Origin of the sequence: Mucilaginibacter oryzae (genome assembly GCF_003148845.1) — a bacterium.
GTDB lineage: Bacteria > Bacteroidota > Bacteroidia > Sphingobacteriales > Sphingobacteriaceae > Mucilaginibacter > Mucilaginibacter oryzae.
Map to the genome: position 1 here is coordinate 719,341 of NZ_QGHA01000001.1, position 17,920 is coordinate 737,260.

General features: G+C 42.7%; 15 protein-coding genes and 1 pseudogene. 6 read left to right on the forward strand and 10 right to left on the reverse strand.

Going from position 1 to position 17,920, the window contains the following annotated elements; translation table 11 throughout:
* Positions 1-8 precede the first annotated feature (8 nt).
* From LX99_RS03120 to LX99_RS03130, 3 genes are all read left to right on the forward strand, one after another.
* Positions 9-1,529, forward strand: a complete 1,521-nt coding sequence (locus tag LX99_RS03120) for a RagB/SusD family nutrient uptake outer membrane protein (RefSeq protein ID WP_109606284.1) — start codon at positions 9-11, stop codon at positions 1,527-1,529.
* Positions 1,530-1,564: 35 nt separating this feature from the next.
* On the forward strand, positions 1,565-2,278 hold the full coding sequence (locus LX99_RS03125) for a hypothetical protein (protein WP_109606286.1): 714 nt from the start codon (positions 1,565-1,567) through the stop codon (positions 2,276-2,278).
* A 69-nt stretch (positions 2,279-2,347) separates the two neighbouring features.
* Complete coding sequence (locus LX99_RS03130; protein WP_022829975.1) at positions 2,348-3,334, forward strand: DUF5007 domain-containing protein; 987 nt, start codon at positions 2,348-2,350, stop codon at positions 3,332-3,334.
* Between the two features lie 199 nt (positions 3,335-3,533).
* Here the strand turns inward: LX99_RS03130 and LX99_RS03135 are convergent, their stop codons facing one another.
* The 7 genes from LX99_RS03135 to LX99_RS03165 form a co-directional block, all read right to left on the reverse strand.
* Positions 3,534-4,928, reverse strand: coding sequence for a TolC family protein (locus LX99_RS03135; protein WP_109606288.1), 1,395 nt, complete (start codon positions 4,926-4,928; stop codon positions 3,534-3,536).
* Complete coding sequence (locus LX99_RS03140) at positions 4,925-6,274, reverse strand: HlyD family secretion protein (RefSeq protein ID WP_170122617.1); 1,350 nt, start codon at positions 6,272-6,274, stop codon at positions 4,925-4,927. Before LX99_RS03140 ends, LX99_RS03135 begins: the two co-directional genes overlap by 4 nt.
* An 18-nt stretch (positions 6,275-6,292) precedes the next feature.
* A complete protein-coding gene (locus tag LX99_RS03145; RefSeq protein ID WP_109606292.1) occupies positions 6,293-7,954 on the reverse strand; it encodes a peptidase domain-containing ABC transporter in 1,662 nt (553 codons plus the stop codon).
* Positions 7,944-8,231 carry a hypothetical protein gene (locus LX99_RS03150; protein WP_022829970.1) on the reverse strand — a complete coding sequence of 96 codons (288 nt, stop codon included), beginning with the start codon at positions 8,229-8,231 and terminating at the stop codon, positions 7,944-7,946. Before LX99_RS03150 ends, LX99_RS03145 begins: the two co-directional genes overlap by 11 nt.
* Positions 8,232-8,494: 263 nt before the next feature.
* Complete coding sequence (locus LX99_RS03155; protein ID WP_109606294.1) at positions 8,495-9,337, reverse strand: DUF6671 family protein; 843 nt, start codon at positions 9,335-9,337, stop codon at positions 8,495-8,497.
* A 7-nt stretch (positions 9,338-9,344) separates the two neighbouring features.
* Entirely contained in the window at positions 9,345-9,587 is a 243-nt protein-coding gene (locus LX99_RS03160) for a hypothetical protein (RefSeq protein ID WP_109606295.1), read from the reverse strand.
* Between the two features lie 13 nt (positions 9,588-9,600).
* Positions 9,601-11,037: an NADP-dependent isocitrate dehydrogenase gene (locus LX99_RS03165; RefSeq protein WP_109606297.1), complete on the reverse strand. Its 1,437-nt coding sequence runs from the start codon at positions 11,035-11,037 to the stop codon at positions 9,601-9,603.
* A gap of 92 nt (positions 11,038-11,129) precedes the next feature.
* Here LX99_RS03165 and LX99_RS03170 point away from each other — a divergent pair, with 92 nt between their 5' ends.
* Positions 11,130-12,059: a LysR family transcriptional regulator gene (locus tag LX99_RS03170; protein ID WP_109606299.1), complete on the forward strand. Its 930-nt coding sequence runs from the start codon at positions 11,130-11,132 to the stop codon at positions 12,057-12,059.
* Between the two features lie 63 nt (positions 12,060-12,122).
* Here LX99_RS03170 and LX99_RS03175 read toward each other — a convergent pair whose 3' ends face one another.
* Both LX99_RS03175 and LX99_RS26430 read right to left on the reverse strand, forming a co-directional pair.
* Positions 12,123-14,225, reverse strand: coding sequence for a sensor histidine kinase (locus LX99_RS03175; protein WP_170122618.1), 2,103 nt, complete (start codon positions 14,223-14,225; stop codon positions 12,123-12,125).
* Positions 14,226-14,969: 744 nt separating this feature from the next.
* A pseudogene (locus LX99_RS26430) lies at positions 14,970-15,212 on the reverse strand (hypothetical protein); the annotation flags it as partial.
* Between LX99_RS26430 and LX99_RS03180 the strand changes: the two are divergent.
* On the forward strand, positions 15,124-16,614 hold the full coding sequence (locus tag LX99_RS03180) for a clostripain-related cysteine peptidase (RefSeq protein ID WP_109606303.1): 1,491 nt from the start codon (positions 15,124-15,126) through the stop codon (positions 16,612-16,614). The pseudogene LX99_RS26430 and the gene LX99_RS03180 overlap by 89 nt on opposite strands.
* Here the strand turns inward: LX99_RS03180 and LX99_RS03185 are convergent.
* Complete coding sequence (locus LX99_RS03185) at positions 16,564-16,881, reverse strand: hypothetical protein (protein WP_170122619.1); 318 nt, start codon at positions 16,879-16,881, stop codon at positions 16,564-16,566. The genes LX99_RS03180 and LX99_RS03185 overlap by 51 nt on opposite strands.
* A gap of 355 nt (positions 16,882-17,236) precedes the next feature.
* Here LX99_RS03185 and LX99_RS03190 point away from each other — a divergent pair, with 355 nt between their 5' ends.
* Positions 17,237-17,884, forward strand: a complete 648-nt coding sequence (locus LX99_RS03190) for a response regulator transcription factor (protein WP_109606307.1) — start codon at positions 17,237-17,239, stop codon at positions 17,882-17,884.
* Positions 17,885-17,920: the final 36 nt, after the last annotated feature.

The following is a 17,920-nucleotide window of genomic DNA, read 5'->3' on the forward strand; positions in this document are numbered from 1 at the left end:
AATTGACGATGAGAAATATATATAAAAAATTAAGCATCTTTTGCAGTGTCCTGGTTTTGATAAGCCTGAGTTCGTGCAAAAAATTGCTTGAACAGACACCCAAAAACTCAACATACTTCCAGGTGTTCTGGAAAAACGCCAACGATGCCCGCTACGCGATATCCGGTAATTATTCGATGGTAAGGGCCGCGATAACGAACTACAACGACCGGTATTATATGTACGGCGAAGCCGTTGCCAAAAATTACTTCACTATTCAGTATAAAGGCGACGGGCTTGAGGGTATACAAACCGGCGATTTCACGTTTCAATATAACCTCGAGAACCTTGGCAACTATACCAATTTTTATAAAGCCATCGCCATGTCGAACCTTGTTATCAAGAATGTATCGAAAATGACGGATGACCAGTTGAAAACGGAAGATAACCCTACCGCTTTCAGAAACAATATACTGGGGCAAGCCTTATTTTTAAGGGCGTTCAGTTACTTTATGATGGTTAGGGTATGGGGCGATGTGCCTATTGTTACCGAAGCTTATGACGACCCGCTTACCGCGCCTCAATTAGCAAGGAGCCCTAAAGCCGAAGTAATGAAGCTTATTGAGGATGATTGCCATAAAGCAGCAGGATTGTTAACCTGGTCATACACCAGCGCGGGCGATGCAAAGGTTACTGCCAACGCCGGCGCCGTATATGCGCTCCTTGCTCATTTATACCTGTGGCGGGCAACCATGCTTGATGTATCAACAGATACTCCAAACCCTATCGATGTAAACAGTGCTGATACAACTATCAATACCTTAATGGCCCGTGGCGGTTATTCATTACCCGATACCAGCAAATACAAAAATGTTTTTATCGGCCGGTCTTCTGAAGGCATATTTGAAATCAATATGAGTGAAAACACGCTCGAAGGTTCAAATTCAAGCATTGGTATGAACTTCTTAAACCAGAGCTATATCAACCAGGGTGCCACCAACCCACGCGATTTTGTGACGCCAAAATACCTGAGCGAGCACTATGGTTCAGGATCAACGGATATCCGCTATGCAAATAACTTTGAACTGGTTTCCTCTACCCAACCGATGTGTGTCAAGTATAAAAATATCATCTACAGAAATTATGCCCAGCAACTTGATCCATACCTGAGCAACAACATGATCATTTTCAGATTAAGCGATTTTATACTTTTAAAAGCCGAGATAGCTTTATACAAAGGAGATAAAGCCACAGCAATTTCAATTATCAATAAATGGAGGACAAGGTTTAACAAAAACCCCGATCTGATAGACGACAGCTACTCGCTGAGCGATGTGATGTATGAATACGGCATTGAGCGCGGCAGGGAGTTTTACCTGGAAGGCGAAATATTTTATGACCTGTTACGCACCAGGGAATATCAAAACCATGTGGATTGGTTAACAATGCCCCGATTTAGAGCAGAGGGTTACTACTGGCCGGTTGACCCTGCTTTATTCAGGCAAAACCCGTTATTAAAACAAACTAAATACTGGCTTGGTAAAGTGTAGTGAAATAAGTGTATAAGACTAAACAAGAGAACATCATGAAAAAATATATAAGTTTAATATGTTTATGCTTAGCTGCCTTTTTTATCGCTTCGTGTAAAAAAGACGGCTATAAAAACGATGGCGGCGTAAGCGACGCGCATGTTAATATGACAACGTACGATTACCTGAAATCAAAACCCCAGTTTGATTCGTTGGTGAGAATTATTGACAGGGCCGGGTTAAAAGACGTGGTTAACAGTAATATTACCTTTTTTGCCACCACCAACTACAGTATAGCGCCTTATGTGGCAGCTAAAAAGTATCAAAAATCGCTTGAAACAGACAATGAGAATTTTGATTTTGGGATTAAGGATATCCCGGCAAAAGAGTTAAGTGACTCATTAAAAACCTACATGTTTGCCGGTAAAATTAACCGTGACCAGATCACGTTATCAGGCAAGCTTTATGATAGTTTGCTTGGTCCTATCCCTCCAAAACCAGGTAAACCCAACTCAGGCATACAATACCTGATCAAGTTCAGGCGGGCATTTGACTACAGCAGCTATGTAGATCACGTTGACTACGTTAATTATATAAGGGTAACAGGATCAAGAGACGACTTACAGCTTGACCCAAGCACCATTCCGGATAGCGAAAAAGATCTCGCTGTTGATTGCCAAACATCCGGCATAATTACAACTACGGGTATTGTTCACGTATTAAATGGCTACCACCGTTTGTTTTTTAATGCCCAACCACTCGGTAATTAATAAATTACAATCCGATCCGGTTTGTAATCAGTTCATGCTGACACAAACCGGATCATAAAATTAAATTATATGCAAGTAAAAAAATATATTCTGGGCACCATACTTTTAGCGAGTGTTGTTGCCTGTAAAAAAGTGCCCACCGGCTTTCAAAGCGATGCTATCCGTTACAAGGATAACGAACTTGTGGCAAAACGCGGGTTGATCCTCTATCAATCAGACAGGATAAATGCCGATGGTTCAACTCCGCCGTACAGTTTCAAAATGCTTAATTTACGGGGTATTGACGGCAGCCCGGCCCCCAAAGAATTTACTACGCCTTACCAAATATTGGTGTTTAAAGACGGTTTATCTTTTGATGCCGCAAAAGATACGACCGTAGCGCAGCTCAACGCAAAAAGGGAAACCAGAACAGTGCCCCCTATGTCGTTTAACGAAGTGAGCGGGCAGTTAACTTTTAACAGGGGTTCAATTAATTTACCGCTTGGTAAATACACCTTTGATGTGCAATTTACAAACCCTACGGGCACTAAACTATTTAAGTCGCTGGCTAACATTAACGTTGTTGACCCTACCACCGACGACCTTTTTACACTTACGGATAACGTTGCAAACGCCTTTCATGACGTAACCGGAGCTGTTACTCCTATGAAAAACCCTACGATAACATGCACCCGGATCTCGGCCAACGGGGCAAGGGTAATCTTAAAAATGGTTGATAAACACAATAAACCGTTTAACCCCCAGGCAGGCGAAATTATACAACGGGGCGACAGGCCTGTATTTGAAAACTACGCCAAGTTTAACCCGGTTACAAAAAACGATACCGCCATGATTTGCGATTTTGAGGTTGCGCCTTTCCCGTTAGCGGCTTATAAAACGCCAACAACAAACTGGGGGTTTTTAATGTATTACCGGATACCAAGCAGATTTGTTGAAATAGATGGTTTCCCTGCTTCGTCAGGTACGTTCTCGGTAAATCCAAGGTGGTCATGGCAGGTAAAACTTGAAGGAACTTACATTGTACAGATTAAATTTAATGATGTGACACACAAATAACGGGCTGTGCAGGTTAAGTATAATACAAACCGGCTACAACCCGCTAATTAATAGTTAATTGCTACCGGCGGCTAATATAATATTAGCCGCCTTTTTTATTATGAAGCACCCTTTGGGGGTTAGATACTGCTTTGAAGAATTCTTGGCCGGTCCGGCTTTTTAGGGCAATCGTAATCTTGAAGATACAACAAAGCCTCCCCTACCAGTTATTGGCCAGCCATTTGAGGTATTGTATCGTTTTAAATCGCTTGGTATAAATTTCGTTCAGCTTTTCCTGCGTATCAAGCACCTTTTGTTCGCGCGAATTCACCAGGAACAGGGAGCTTTCGCCCATTTTAAACTTAGTTTCTTCGCCATCTAATAAAAGCCGGTTATTGTTTTGTATGGCGTTATTGATCTGGATTTGCTTTTCGAAGTTGATAAAATCATTACGATAATTATTCCACTTTACGGTGATCAGGTTTTGCTTGTCCTTAAGGGAATATTCTGCCTCTTTGATCTTGATCTTGCTTAAACTGTACGCGGCGCGCTGTTTGGTAAAAGTCAGGGGCATGGAAACCGTAAAGCCGAACTTTTGATTGTTTTGCAACCAGTTAAAATTCATATTGTTAAAGATGCCGCCACCGGCGTTCAGGATACCGATATTAACATTAAAAGTGGGTTTGATCTCTTCCAGTTTAAGTTTTCTTTCAACGTTCAGCTGTTCAATTTTAAGGCTATACCCATTTACTTCCGGATTTTGTGCCGACACGCCTGCCGGTTCTTTTAACAGCAGGCTATCGGGTATAGCGGTTTTTATAATACCGGTGTCAGGTTTAATATCTAATTTTTCGGGGTCGGTGGCGGTTAAATTATCCAGCCATAAATAAGCGGCCAGATCATTTTTTTTATTCAGCAGTAAGGTTTGATATTCGGCAAGTTTTTGCTGCCTGCTCTGAAGAAGCGTCAGCGCCTCCAAAGTGTCAATAGCAGGTTTGTCGCCATTTTTATAAAGCAGGTTCACCCCGTTAAGCCTCACCTGGGCCAATTCAACAGCCTTTTTATAAACCTCGGTATTTAACCATGCATTGAGCCATTCGGCATAGGTATGGGTAGCGTTTACAAACAGGTCGTTCAGCATCTGCCGCTGTTCGTTAGCTGCAACTTTTTGATAAATGGCTGCCCGCTTAATCGCGGCCCTTCGCTCGTCAATCAACAATCCGCGGCCCAGGGGTACGCTAACACCGAAATAGCTCAGCCCATCTTTAGGCACCTTATTTTCCGGGTTAACGTAGTAGCCTTCATAACTGGTGTAACTCCCTTTTAAATCAATACCGTACCAAAGTGGTAATTTAAGCTCTGTTGTCAGGTAATCGTAGTAGCTGGTTCCGCCAAACACCTTTTGTTCCCGGTTTGCTTCCAGCTTTGGGTCGAAACCGCCAAGCGCTTCCCGGCGGGTATACCGGGCTTTATCGTTATTTAAGGCGGCTTGCAATGCTATGGGGTGGTAACGCTTTATGGCCGCCAGGTATTCATTAAGCGTCAATAACTTGTCTTGCCCAATAGCATTTAAACAAACCGTAGTCAGGAAACAGGCTAACACTATTCTTTTCATTTTTTGCTATTAGCTTTATCTTTGTCTGTAGCTTTTGGTTTTGGAGTGTAAAAATTCGGCGGGAAACCATTGAGTTGCCGCCAAAGTTCGTACCATATAGGCACGTTATTAAGCAGCGCTATAACCTGGCAACCGGTACCATACCGTACATTGGCAGGCCACTGCTTACTGCCTTCATCAGGCTGTACCCATACTTTAAATTTACCCGAGGCGTCTATACTGTTATCTATGGCTGCAACGCGGCCGCTGAATAAGCCGTAGGATGCCTGCGGCCAGCCCGAAAATACAATGGCCGGAAAACCGTCAAACTGCACACGTACCAGCTGGCCGGTACTGATCAGCGGCATGTCATTTGGCTCAACAGCTATTTCTATGGCTTTTTGAAAATGCAGCGGTACTATGGTAAGCAGTTGCTCACCATCCTTAACGGTTTCGCCTATACCTGCTTTAATGCTTTGTAAAACCTGGCCGCTTTGCGGGGCTAAAATGTAATGGAAATTACCCCTGGCTTTATAATTAAATAATTGATTTTTAAGCTTTGCAATCTCCCCCTCGCCGGTTGCCGCCTGCGAAAGCGCTGTAAAACGCTCGCCCGAAACCTTCGAGATCTTCTCGGTATAATCCTGCGAGGTAGCCGATAGCTCCAGCTTAATGTTGAGCAGTTCGTTTTTACTGTTGTAAAACTTGTTTTCTGTGCTTATTCTTTTGGCTAAGGCGTCCTGGTAGTATTGCTGCTTTTGCTCATACTCTGTAAGCGATTTTAAACCGGCATGATAAAGCTCCTTCTGCCTTTTCAATTGCACATCAGCTATGTTTAACTGGTTAGCGGCGGCGGTCATGGCAATACTGTCTGATTGTACTTGTAGCCGGTATTGCTTAAGCTTATTTTGCAGCTGGTTTATTTTAAGCTGCAGGCTTTGTTCCAGGGCCGCTATCTGGGTATCAGCGGTTCTTACTTTGCTTTTATAAAATTCCGTCGCGTTGTTTTTTGAGCGAAGCTGCTCCGAGGTACGCTCGGTAAGTTCGGGGTCAAGGTACTCGTCTTTGGTTTCAGTAATCTGCAGCAACGTATCGCCCTGCTTTACCATTGCGCCGTCGCGTACGTACCACTTGGCTATCCGCCCGGGTATCATGGTATTTACCTGCTGCGGGCGCTGCTGGGGCTGAAGGCTGGAAACGTTACCTCTTGAACGGATATTCTGGGTCCAGGGCAGCAACAGTACTATTAATATGATCATAAGTATAGCCACCATCCATTTAACTTTGTGCGCCTGCGGACTGGCATCCATCGCTTTTTTAAACGACTGGTAGTTTAAAAAACGGTTGGCATCTGTATTTTTTTCCAAAAACATCTGTTTATCAGTTTACTTATTTAAGGTAATTAGCTTACTGCACGCGCCGGTGAGTTCTTCGAGGTCTGATATGGCGACGAGGCTAAAACTTTTATCATTGATGAGTTTATCAATTATCAAACTGCGGTGTTCAGGCTCTATCGCCTGCCAGCCGCTTTCCATAATAAGGAGCGCCGGTTTTATTAAAAAGCACCGTGCCAATAATATTTTTTGTATTACGCTGTACGAAAGCTTTTGGCCCTGCGGGTCGAGCACGGTATGATAGCCGTTAACACTCGTGTCAATAAAGGATTGTAAACCTACCAAGCCGCAAATTTCAACAATGAAATTAAAGTCTATCTGCTCATCGCCCATGGTAAGGTTTTCCCAAAGGGTACCGCCAAACAGCTCCTCCCTGGCGAAGAATATAGCAACGCGCGACCGCCAGATGCCGGCAGGCACATTTTGAAGCGGGATGCCATTGATCAAAATCTGCCCGCTGTAACCGTTATATAAGCCGGAAATAATCCGCAACAAGGTTGTTTTGCCGGAGCCTTCCTTCCCGCTGATACAAACTTTTTCTCCCGGTTTAACTTCAAACGTAAGCTGATCAATAACCGGTTTACGCTGGTTAAAAGAAAAGCTGAGGTTTTGCACAGCTACAGTGAAAGGCCCGTTGAAATCCATGTTTTCGGCAGCGGCATTGCTTATTTCGCTATCCTGCGGTTTTTGCAAAACCTTATCCAGTTTTTCGATAGAGGTAAGCACATCATATAAAGTTTCAAGGCTGATGATCAACTTCTCTACCGAGTTTAGTACCGCGATGATGATGATCTCTGCCGCGATGAATTGGCCCAGGTTTATTTGTTGTTTTAAAAACAGCAAGGTGCCGATGATGAGCATCGCGGCAGTAACAATTACTTTAAAGGCTATTAACGCCCTGTACTGAAGTACAAGTACGTTAAAATGCGCGCTGCGTGCGTCAAGATAACCCACCGTAAGCCGGTCGGTTTTTTTCATATGCAGCTGGTGCTTTTGAGCAAACTTAAAGGTTTTAATGGCCCTTGATATCTCCTCCAGCCAATGACCAACCTCGTACTTATAATCGCTCTCTTCCATACTGGTTGTAAACCCCTTATGGCTGCTGAAATAAAATATGAGGCATACGATGGCCAGCAGTATCAACCCTAAAACTATGAATACCGGATGGTAAAAACTTAAAAGAACCAGGCCAAAAAGTATTTGTATAGTTGCCGCCGGTATGTCAAGCAATAATTTGGAGAGCCCCTTCTGTAAACTTGCCGTATCAAAAAAACGGTTGATCAGTTCGGGCAGGTAATAGCTATCAACACTCAGCAAATCTATGCGTGGTATGCGGTAAGCATAGGCCAACGTAAGACGGGTAAAAATACGCTGCTGAATGCCTTCGGTTACGCGCATTTGCATTACCTGCAGTATACCGCTCAGCAAAACACCTGCTACCACAAAGGAGATCAGTACCACTAACGACGCGGACAAAGCCCCCCCGAAAAGCAAGCCGATAATGGCCTGTATACCCAAAGGCAGCGAAAGCTGGATCAGGCCCGTAAGGATAGAAAAAAAATAAATCTGTCCAACTTCCTTTCTTTCAAGGCTGATCAGTTGCAGGAGCTTTTTACCCGCAGCTCTGATGGAGATATTAACCTTATCTGCCATCGGTTACCGGATTTAAGTTCAACTCGATAAAACCCTTAACCTCTACCTGGTGGTCATGGGCTATCCCCTCTGTCAGGTCCCTCCTTACCATCTCGCCGGTGTTGCGCAATTCCTTTACTTTTTGTTCAATTTCGGCTACGTTATTGTCGTTCCGTTCCATAGCGGTAAGTAATTGAACATTGTGGTAATTGATTTTATGGTTATAAAAACTCATGATAATTGACAAGGCCTCGCTGGCCTTGAATGTTCCTGAAATAAGTTGATATTTTTGAGACATGGCCGTGTTTTTTTATGGCAATTTAATTGTTTTGTTGATAATAAAATCCGTTTTAATCAAGTAATTCGCTACGCTTTTTTGAGCAGAGAAATCGCTTTTAAAAGGAGTTTCCATCGCGTACCTGCAAGAGCCTCTCCCCAGCCCTCTCTAACAGAGAGGGAGTACCTTTGTTTATTAAAGTCATCTCCTTTGGGGAGGATTTAGATAAGGTATTCCAACGCATTTTTTAAAAGGCGATTTCGCTACGTTTGTTTGAGTAAATATTACGGATTGCAATAATCGCAATACGCAGGGTCTTCAAATTGCAGTTGGTTTGGATAAAGCTGTTCATGTTCAAAACCGCAGTTGCTGCATTGATACAGGTACGCGAGCGAAGAACGTGTTGGCAAGCCACATAACCGGCAAGGCAATCCGGCCCTGGCTGAAGTAACCCCAAACCCCGGCGTGTTGCATACCGTACAGCGGGATTTGATTTTTTCAACAAGCTTTTCAGTAGCCTGCCCGATCACCGCCATCCTGAGCGGATTGTACATGGCCCGCATGTCGGTCTGCACGAAAACTTTACCGTACATCTTTTGCAATCTTTCAAACTCATTTGCCAGCTGCGCCGGGTCCCGGATGCCTTTGGTGATGGTTTGCAAGTCGTCTTTCGATTTTCTGAGGATTAAACCGTGCGAAGGAAATTTGGCGCGCTCCGCGAAATCCAGCAGTTGAGGCAAACTGTCAACAAACCCGCCGTTGAAATTTGTGTCTACACTTACACTGACCGCCGAAATTTCAAGGTTGTTCCTTTTGTCAAGCAGCAAAACAATCTCCTCGTCGGCATAGCAAAACGGGTTTAACGGGTGCGGACCAAAAGAGCCTTCGCTCGCTACAGCCAAATCGCAATCATACATCATCATCCCCTGCAGACATTTTTTTCGTGCTGTCGTCAATGCATCGTCCTCACGCTCCTTTTCCCCCGAAAACGTACCCAGGCTATCGGTATCCAATCCATCGGCTACCAGGCACCTGGCCCCCAATGCTTTCTCAAGCAAAGGGGCCATTACCTTTTCTTTGGCGTGCATGGTTGCAATTAATAATATCCTGCCCTCAAATTCGCGCATATGCAAATTACTGAATCGCTACTACCGATTTGAGCTCCACCGGGCCGCCTTTGCCGCCGATCAGCTCCCGGATATTAAACAAATCTTTCTGTAATTGTTTGATCCTTCTTTCGCGCGATTTGATGTCCTCCTCGGTACATTGCCCGCTGATCTTGTTTTCGTGAAATCGGATCTTTACATGAATCATCTGTGTAAGGAGGTCAAGCGCGTCGGCGCTGCTAAAGTGTCCTTCTATTAACTGTATATCCATTTTCTTTGTTTTTTTATTGTCCCTGGCCTAATGAAAAAGCAGCCTTACCATCAAAGGCGTACAAATTTTCTGTTTTAATGGTATCAATCCCCAATTCAATAGCTTTAGCGAGCAAGCCTACAATTTGTTGATGGGTTAAGAGTTGACCGGCCGCTGCCTTAAACCGGCAACGCCAGTGATCGGTACAAAAAGTTTCCTCAAAACCTTGCGGCCAAACTTTTATACCACGATTAGTGATCATTGTAAGGGAAACCCCATCTGTTTCCAAACGTTTTACCGAGGCCGCCAATTCATCCGCGCTGGTACCGGCCCAGTGTACAAATAAATCAACGCCCAGCAGTTCCTTTTTAGCGGCAGGTTTCCTTTTGTAAGCCGGAAGCTTTAAGGTAGAATTGCCCGCATAGGATACCTGCTTCAGCAAGCCCGGTTTTTGACCCAGGTTGTTAATTACTGCCTGTGCAAATTCGCGTGTACCTACCTTTTGTTTACTGGTGCCTTCCTTGTAGATATCGTAGGTGTGGATGCCGTCTTCAATGGTTTTCAGCCACGCGTTCTGCACCTTTTCTGCCACATCGGTTTGGCCAATATGGTTGAGCATCATGATAGCGCCCTGGAGCAAGCCGGAAGGGTTTGCCAGGTTTTGCCCTGCCCTGCGCGGTGCCGAGCCATGTATGGCCTCAAACATGGCGCACTGCTCACCAATATTTGCCGAGCCCGCAAGCCCTACCGAACCGGCAATCTGCGCTGCCACGTCACTCAAAATGTCGCCGTATAAGTTAGGCATCACAATAACATCAAAAGCTTCGGGCGTATCGGCCAGTTTGGCGGCGCCAATGTCAACAATCCAGTGTTCGTGTTCCAGATCGGGGTATTCGCGGGCTATTTCTTCAAAAACCAGGTGAAAGAGACCATCGGTTTGTTTCATGATATTGTCTTTTGAAAAACAGGTCACTTTTTTCCGTCCGTATAACCTGGCATATTCAAACGCGTAACGAACTATCTTTTCACAGCCCGGCCTGCTTATCAATTTCAGGCATTGTACAACTTCGTCAGTTTGCTGGTGTTCAATACCCGCGTAAAGGTCTTCCTCATTTTCGCGGATAATAACCACATCCATTACCGGGTGCTTGGTACTTACAAACGGGCTAAGGCTTGAACACGGCCTTACGTTGGCATATAAACCCAGAAATTTGCGGGTGGTTACGTTAAGGCTTTTATAACCGCCGCCCTGCGGGGTAGTAATAGGCGCTTTCAAAAACACCTTGTTTTTACGAATACTATCCCATGAATCATCGGCTATACCCGAAGTATTGCCTGACAGATAAACTTTCTCGCCAACCTCAATTTCTTCAATCTCAATTTTAGCGCCTGCTGCCAGAATAATAGATAGGGTGGCATCCATAATTTCGGGGCCGATGCCGTCGCCTTTTGCTACTGTGATCTTTGTCATACTTGTTAGTTGATTTTTATTTGCGACAAAAATGTGCGCTTTTCATTATAAATTTTCATTTATATTTGTAATGACTTACATAAAAATATTTAATGAATTACACCTTGCACCAGCTGCAAATATTTTTGAAAGTTACCCAGCTGAAAAGTATTACCAAGGCGGCCGAAGAACTGCACCTAACACAACCTGCAGTATCTATACAGCTAAGAAATTTCCAGGACCAGTTTGAAATTCCGCTGACGGAAGTGATTGGGCGGCAATTGTATGTTACTGATTTCGGGACAGAGATTGCTAACGCGGCAGAAAAAATACTGGCCGAAGTATACGCCATTAACTATAAAACGCTGGCATATAAAGGCCAGCTGGCGGGCCGGTTAAAGCTGTCGGTCGTTTCTACCGGGAAATATATTATGCCCTATTTTTTGTCGGGATTTTTAAAGCAGCACCCTGGTATAGAGTTGGTATTGGATGTAACCAACCGGGCTAAAGTGATTGAAAGCCTTGAAAATAATGAAGTGGATTTCTCACTGGTATCCGTTCTTCCTGATCAGCTGCAGGTTGAGCGTACCGAACTGATGCCAAACAAACTATACCTGGTGGGCTATAAAGAGCACGGCCTCGACAAAGAAAGTTACGACCATAATATATTTGAAGGGTTACCGCTGATTTACAGAGAACCAGGGTCTGGTACAAGGCACACCATGGAAAAGTTTATCAACAAATACCACCTGCCGGTAAGGAAAAAAATGGAGCTTACCTCTAACGAAGCGGTGAAACAGGCGGTAATAGCAGGTCTTGGTTTTTCCATTATGCCGCTTATCGGTATTAAAAACGAACTGATTAATGGTGAACTCCGGATCATACAGGTCAACGGCTTTCCGATCACCTCTACCTGGAACCTGATCTGGCTTAAAAACAAGGAATTCTCACCATTAGCCGATGCTTATCTGAATTACCTCGACCGGTATAAAAACCAAATTATATCAGATAAATTCAGGTGGTTTAGTGATTGGGACAAATAACCGCGGCTGTTATTATCAGTTGGGTACTTAAAAAATGCTATATGATTTCCCCTTATAAACTGTTTACTTTCTTTTTGAAAATACCGGGCTATTTTTTTCTAGAGTTATTTGAGTTCCTGTACTTGAGGAGTGGATAAAAAATTGATAGTTTATATGAACGCACCTTGTACGCATATTTTTTAAGCCGTATCCCATATTTGTTCCTGAAGGATCAAATCCGTTGCCGTTGTCTGTTATTTGAACTAAAAGACGCTTTTGACGGATTTTGAACTTGATGTTTATCCTGGTACATTCAGCGTACTTGATGCTGTTGTTAACAGCTTCTTTCGCAATCAGGTATAAATATCTTTTCTCCGTTTTTTGCAGTATAAGGCCTACGCAGGATTCGTCCACAACAATTTCGAGTACTATGTTAATCGCGTTCGCGACGGGCTGCATCGATTCTCTTAACCTGTTTACCAAATCCTCAAGGGTATCTTTTTTATCGTCTAAAACCCAAATCAAGTCCCGTAGTCCTATTATAGCCGCTTCGAGATTGGCGTTGATATTGTCCAGGTATTCAACTTTTTCGGGCTTAATGATTGCCAGGTTAGTAAAAACTTTAATTGTGTTGAGAGAACTCCCGATATCGTCATGCAAATCGCCTGCAATTCCGGCGCGTATGCTATGTTCTTTCAGTATTTGCCTCAGCCTGAGCCTATAAAATAAATAACCTAAACATGCAATGGTGAAACCAATAAGTGCTTTAAACCACCACGTTTGGTACCATTTAGGCAAAAAAATAAGTGAAATCTCCGTCGGGATACTCCAGTAATTGTCTTCATTAGCTGCCTTCAGCTGAATTAAGTATTTTCCCGGCGGGATTCCTATTAAATTAATAAAGTTACGGTTGCCGATATTAATCCAATTTTCAGACTGTTTATCAATGCGATAAGCAAAGGTGGTATGGTTGGGGCTGGAATAATTTATACCTGAAAAATACAGCGATGTTTGAATAACGTCATTAGGTACTATAAGTCTTTTTATTCTGATGCTGGAAGTGTCGAAGCTACGCCTGCCGGTCTCCATCGATATTCTGTTAATATATACTCGGGGTGCGATAGTGTTGATCCTGAATTTGGATGGATCGATGATAGTAAAGCCTTTAACCCCACCGGCATATATAATGCCGTCTTTCATAAAACCACACGCTTCCTCAAAACTATTTGAATGGAGGCCGTCTTGTTGGTAATAATTTTTAAATTTTCTCGTATTTAAGTTGAGAATCGAGATTCCGTTATTTGATGTTATCACCAAAGAGGAATCACCAACATTAAAAATTTTGTAAATTCCCGCATTGCTCAGTCCGTTTTTCGTAGTGTAAATGTTCCTGATCTTGTAGTCGGTGCCGAGTTGTATGATACCCGTTCCATAGGCAGCAACCCAATAATTGTTCCCGGCTTCGCACATGTCAAAATAAATGTTATAAGCCTGCTTATTTTGTGAATCATAAAAGCTCAGGATTTTAGACCGGGACAAGCTGCTGTCAAGAATAGTGATCTTTTTATCAGACAAAACCCATATATTTTTCATTTTATCGCGATACACCGTATTTACAATGTTTGCGGCAAGCGCGGGCCTGGAAATCTGGTCAATTACTTTAACCGTTTGTTTTTTGTAGTTCCAAATCAACACGCCTTTATCGTTTTCTGTTCCCATGATATTCAGCGAATCGCCGACACAGAGGTGACTGTTAATAGCATAATTTGAAAACGCTTTAAATTCAGGATAGACATCAGCTATAGGCGACCATTTTTTCTTTAAAAAAACAGCCGTGCCACCGGGATAGCTTGACTGTAACAAGCCAAACGGATCGGTATAGTTATGTTGGAACGATTGATTTTTGCTTATTAATGAAAATCGTCCCGAAGCTGTTTGAACTTGAACAAACCCGTTCCTGAGACCCGCAAATACCGTTCCCTTCCCGGGGGAAGAAAGACTTAGAACATGTTCCAGCTTCAAGCCGGAAACTTCATCATTATAAAAAGACCTAAAAGGCGTCGCATTACGGTTAATAAACGCCAGCCCATCCTGGCAACCCAACCATAAATTATTTTGCTGGTCAGAAAATGAACAAAAAACGGCATCAAGCCATTCGCTTTTTTCCGCACCTGCCTGATCTTCCAATTTCGTGAAGCTTGAAAAGGTATTATCAAACCTATAAAGGCCGGTGTGGCTCGCAACATAGACCTGCCCCTTTTCATTCTTTGATACATACTGTACATTTTCCGTATTCAGCAGCGAAAGTGTTTTTGCGGGCGCGTTATTGATTGAGATATTGTAGTTTTGGTCATAGCTAAGCACCCTCAAACCGGCATTTGTGGCAAGAAGATAGGAATGCTTTTTCAGCGCTATTGCGTTCCAGTAAATGATATCAGAATCCTTTTTTTTAGTAGCTAAAATCGAATTGGGTATCAGTTTAATCAGCTTTTTACTTTTCCCATCGAAGATTTTAATACCCAGCCCAGTAACGCACACCCAAACGTTGTTGGCTGCATCGGCAAAAATCGTTCGTATCTCGCAGGATATATTTTTGCCTGCTCTATTAGGTATCACTATACTTTTTCTGGTTTCGGTGTTATACACACGCAATCCTGTAAACGTACCAATCCATAACTCATTTCCCAACGCGGCCGTCGTCACATTCCACTCCTCGTTTATCGGGTTTCTCGACGAAAATTCCGGTTCAACGTTTGACGTAATGGTATTAATGCGGTCTATTCCCTGATCCGTTAGAACCCAAATGAAATTTCGGCTCCGGTCTTCTGCCAATTTCCTGATATCGGTTCCTGTGAGCCGCCTTTTGGAGGTAAGATTTTTGTTATAGCAGATAAACGACTGGCCGTCAAAGCGGTTTAAACCGTCCTGGGTAGCGATCCAGATGTATCCGAATTTATCTTGAATAATTTCCCTGATATTATAACTACTAAGTCCTTGGTTTTGTGTATATTTAGTGAGTGTATTAACCTCCGTTTGCTGTGCGGGGGCCGTAATACTTAGCAATAAACCAGAAATCACGAAAAGTATGAACAATCTATCTCCAAAAAAATGGAATATCATTTTTTTAGTATATGCCAAGTTGGAGCTTGATACCGGCGACCTTGATGAAACCATCACTAAAAATAACTCAAATTTCCTCCCGCCGCAAGGCATTCCGCCTTCATTGCCTATTGAGCAGGAGGTAACTTTTTTATTTAATGATATTATAGATGCCGGTGAACCACAGGACGCTCATGTGTTTGTTATTTATAACAGGGTTGATATTGAGCACCGGAGTGACAGAACAGCGTTATACCAATTGCAAACTCAAAATGAAACAGGCTTAGTACTGCAACGCATTTACCAGACAGCAAACAGCAACATAACCAAACCTGAGATCATCATTTCGTTGTTTAGGGATACGGATAAAATAAACCCGGCAAAGCACCGGGTATTATTCACCTGGGACCATGGGTCAATATTCGGGATTGCCCAGGGCGATAACCTGCCTGCAGATTTTACAGCAGTTAAAGAGCAGTACCAGGTAAGAACAAAAGAAATTAACGGGAAAGAGTGGGTTGTAACATTGAAGGGAAACCAGGCTTATAACAGGTACTGGGATAAAACAAACCAAAAACGCAACCCATTTATTGCCGATGCCTGCAAAAGTATGCAGCGACTTCCTTCAACAAGCCTCATCCATGAGATTCTAACCAACGAAGAACTCGCACAGGCAATCGCAGAGGGGTTCGATAATCACCAGGTAGATGTTTTGGTTATGATGAATTGCTGCATGATGAACGTAAACACAATTTACGCTTTGTATAATAAAAGCGCAGCCAGGTATATGATAGCGCCGCAATCTGAAATAAACTTCCCGAGCTACAATTACCTTCAAATTTTAAAAGAAATCTATAACCATCCGGAGATAGATCCCTTTTTGTTATCAAAATATGTCATTAAAACCTTGTCGCAGAAAAGATCTTTCCCGAGAGATTATAATTTCATTTACAACACAAAATTCTGGGCAATCCTCTGCATAGATATCCAACAATTTACCAAAGTCATCTATTTGATAAAGGAAGTGATCAAAGAATTAACAATCCAAATCCAGACAAGCGATATTTCAGGGATAGTTAATAAACTTAACGCCTGTTACCGCTTCGATTCATATCGCGTAGGGCTTTCGGATTATATGATAGACCTCAACACATTCCTCTTTCTTTGCAGAGACTTATCGACAGAGATCTATCGTATTCATTCAGAGCTTGAACATCACCTGAACCAATTGATCGTCGATTCGTTCATAGGCCCCTCGCTATTTCCAATTGACAATCCAACCAACGATTTCAGGGAAAATCTAAAGCCGTCAGGCATATGCATCTTCTTCCCAAGATCAAAAGAATACCTGGAGGCTGACATTTTTCAATCCTTTATTGCCGAAAATTCCCTGTCGAGATCCGCTTTTTTTTCGGACATACCGTGGTTAAACCTGGTCTGCAAGTTTATCAGTCTTGTCAACGGCGCCGTGACGTAGTCTACCTGCATGATTAGTCTTAATGGCGTTGATCTTAATTTTAACGTTAAGGAAGATGTGCGTTTCGTCCGCCGCCGTAAAATACAAATCCGGTGTACTTCCCACCTCGAAAATATTTCTGGCGGCGTCCGCCTCCTTTACGAAAATGGTATTATCGCTTATTACTGTCCCTGCCGGGGCGTCGATGCCGATGCCGCTTAAATTTGTCGAAATAACAAGCTTGTGGAAGATATTGGCAGGATCTGTCGTATCCAATTTAAGTGTCACAGCAGTGTTCTCAGATTTAATTGCGCTTCCGTTTTCTTTGTAAAAATTTCTTTCCATTTTTTTAAATTTAAGTAGAGAATAGTTTGTCAGTAATAGTGTAGCATTGTTATATGAGGATAATCATTCATTAAATCGGCCTGATCGCCTCCACATTTTTGCATAGTGGCCTGCCATATGAGCCAGTCCAAAATTGCATATATCCCTTAATATGAGATCAATATATTTCGTCCATCATAAATTTAAGGCTTTCCTGTTTAACATCGAAATTTACTTTTTAATTCATTAAAAACATTGGTGTCCCTTTTTAAAGTATAAAACTTATGCTAAGTTTAGGCAAAATCACCTGTCACAAAAAATGGTAAATATCGCTTTAGTTGAAGACCATGTTTTACTGCGCCGGGCACTTGCCGTACTTATAAAAGAACTTGGAAACAATATATCTTTTGAAGCCGACAACGGTAAGGATTGCCTGGAGATGCTTGCTGCCGATTACAAACCTGACGTCATCTTAATGGACATTAACATGCCGGTTATGGACGGTTATGAAGCCTCTTTGATTATCAAAAACAAATATCCTGATATAAAAGTGCTTGCATTATCTATGTATGATGATGAATTGGCAATTATAAGAATGCTGAAGAATGGGGTACGTGGCTTCATCTTAAAAAACTGCGACCCCAGGCAATTAACCGATGCCATTCATGGCGTTATGATTAAGGGTTATTACCACTCAGATCTCGTTTCTTCTAAATTAATCCATGCCATCAATAATTATGATAATGATCAAAGCGGGCTAAAAAATGTATTGTTACTCAATTCACGCGAGATCGAATTCCTGAAATTAACAGCTACCGAACTTACCTACAAAGAAATGGCTTCAAAAATGCACGTGAGTTTCCGCACAATCGATGGCTATCGCGAAGCGTTATTCTTAAAACTCAATATCAAAAGCCGTGTTGGCCTGGTAATTTACGCCATTAAGGCCGGTATTGTGATCCTTTGATATTGAGCAATGGATTTGCAAGGCCGGATACTGCCG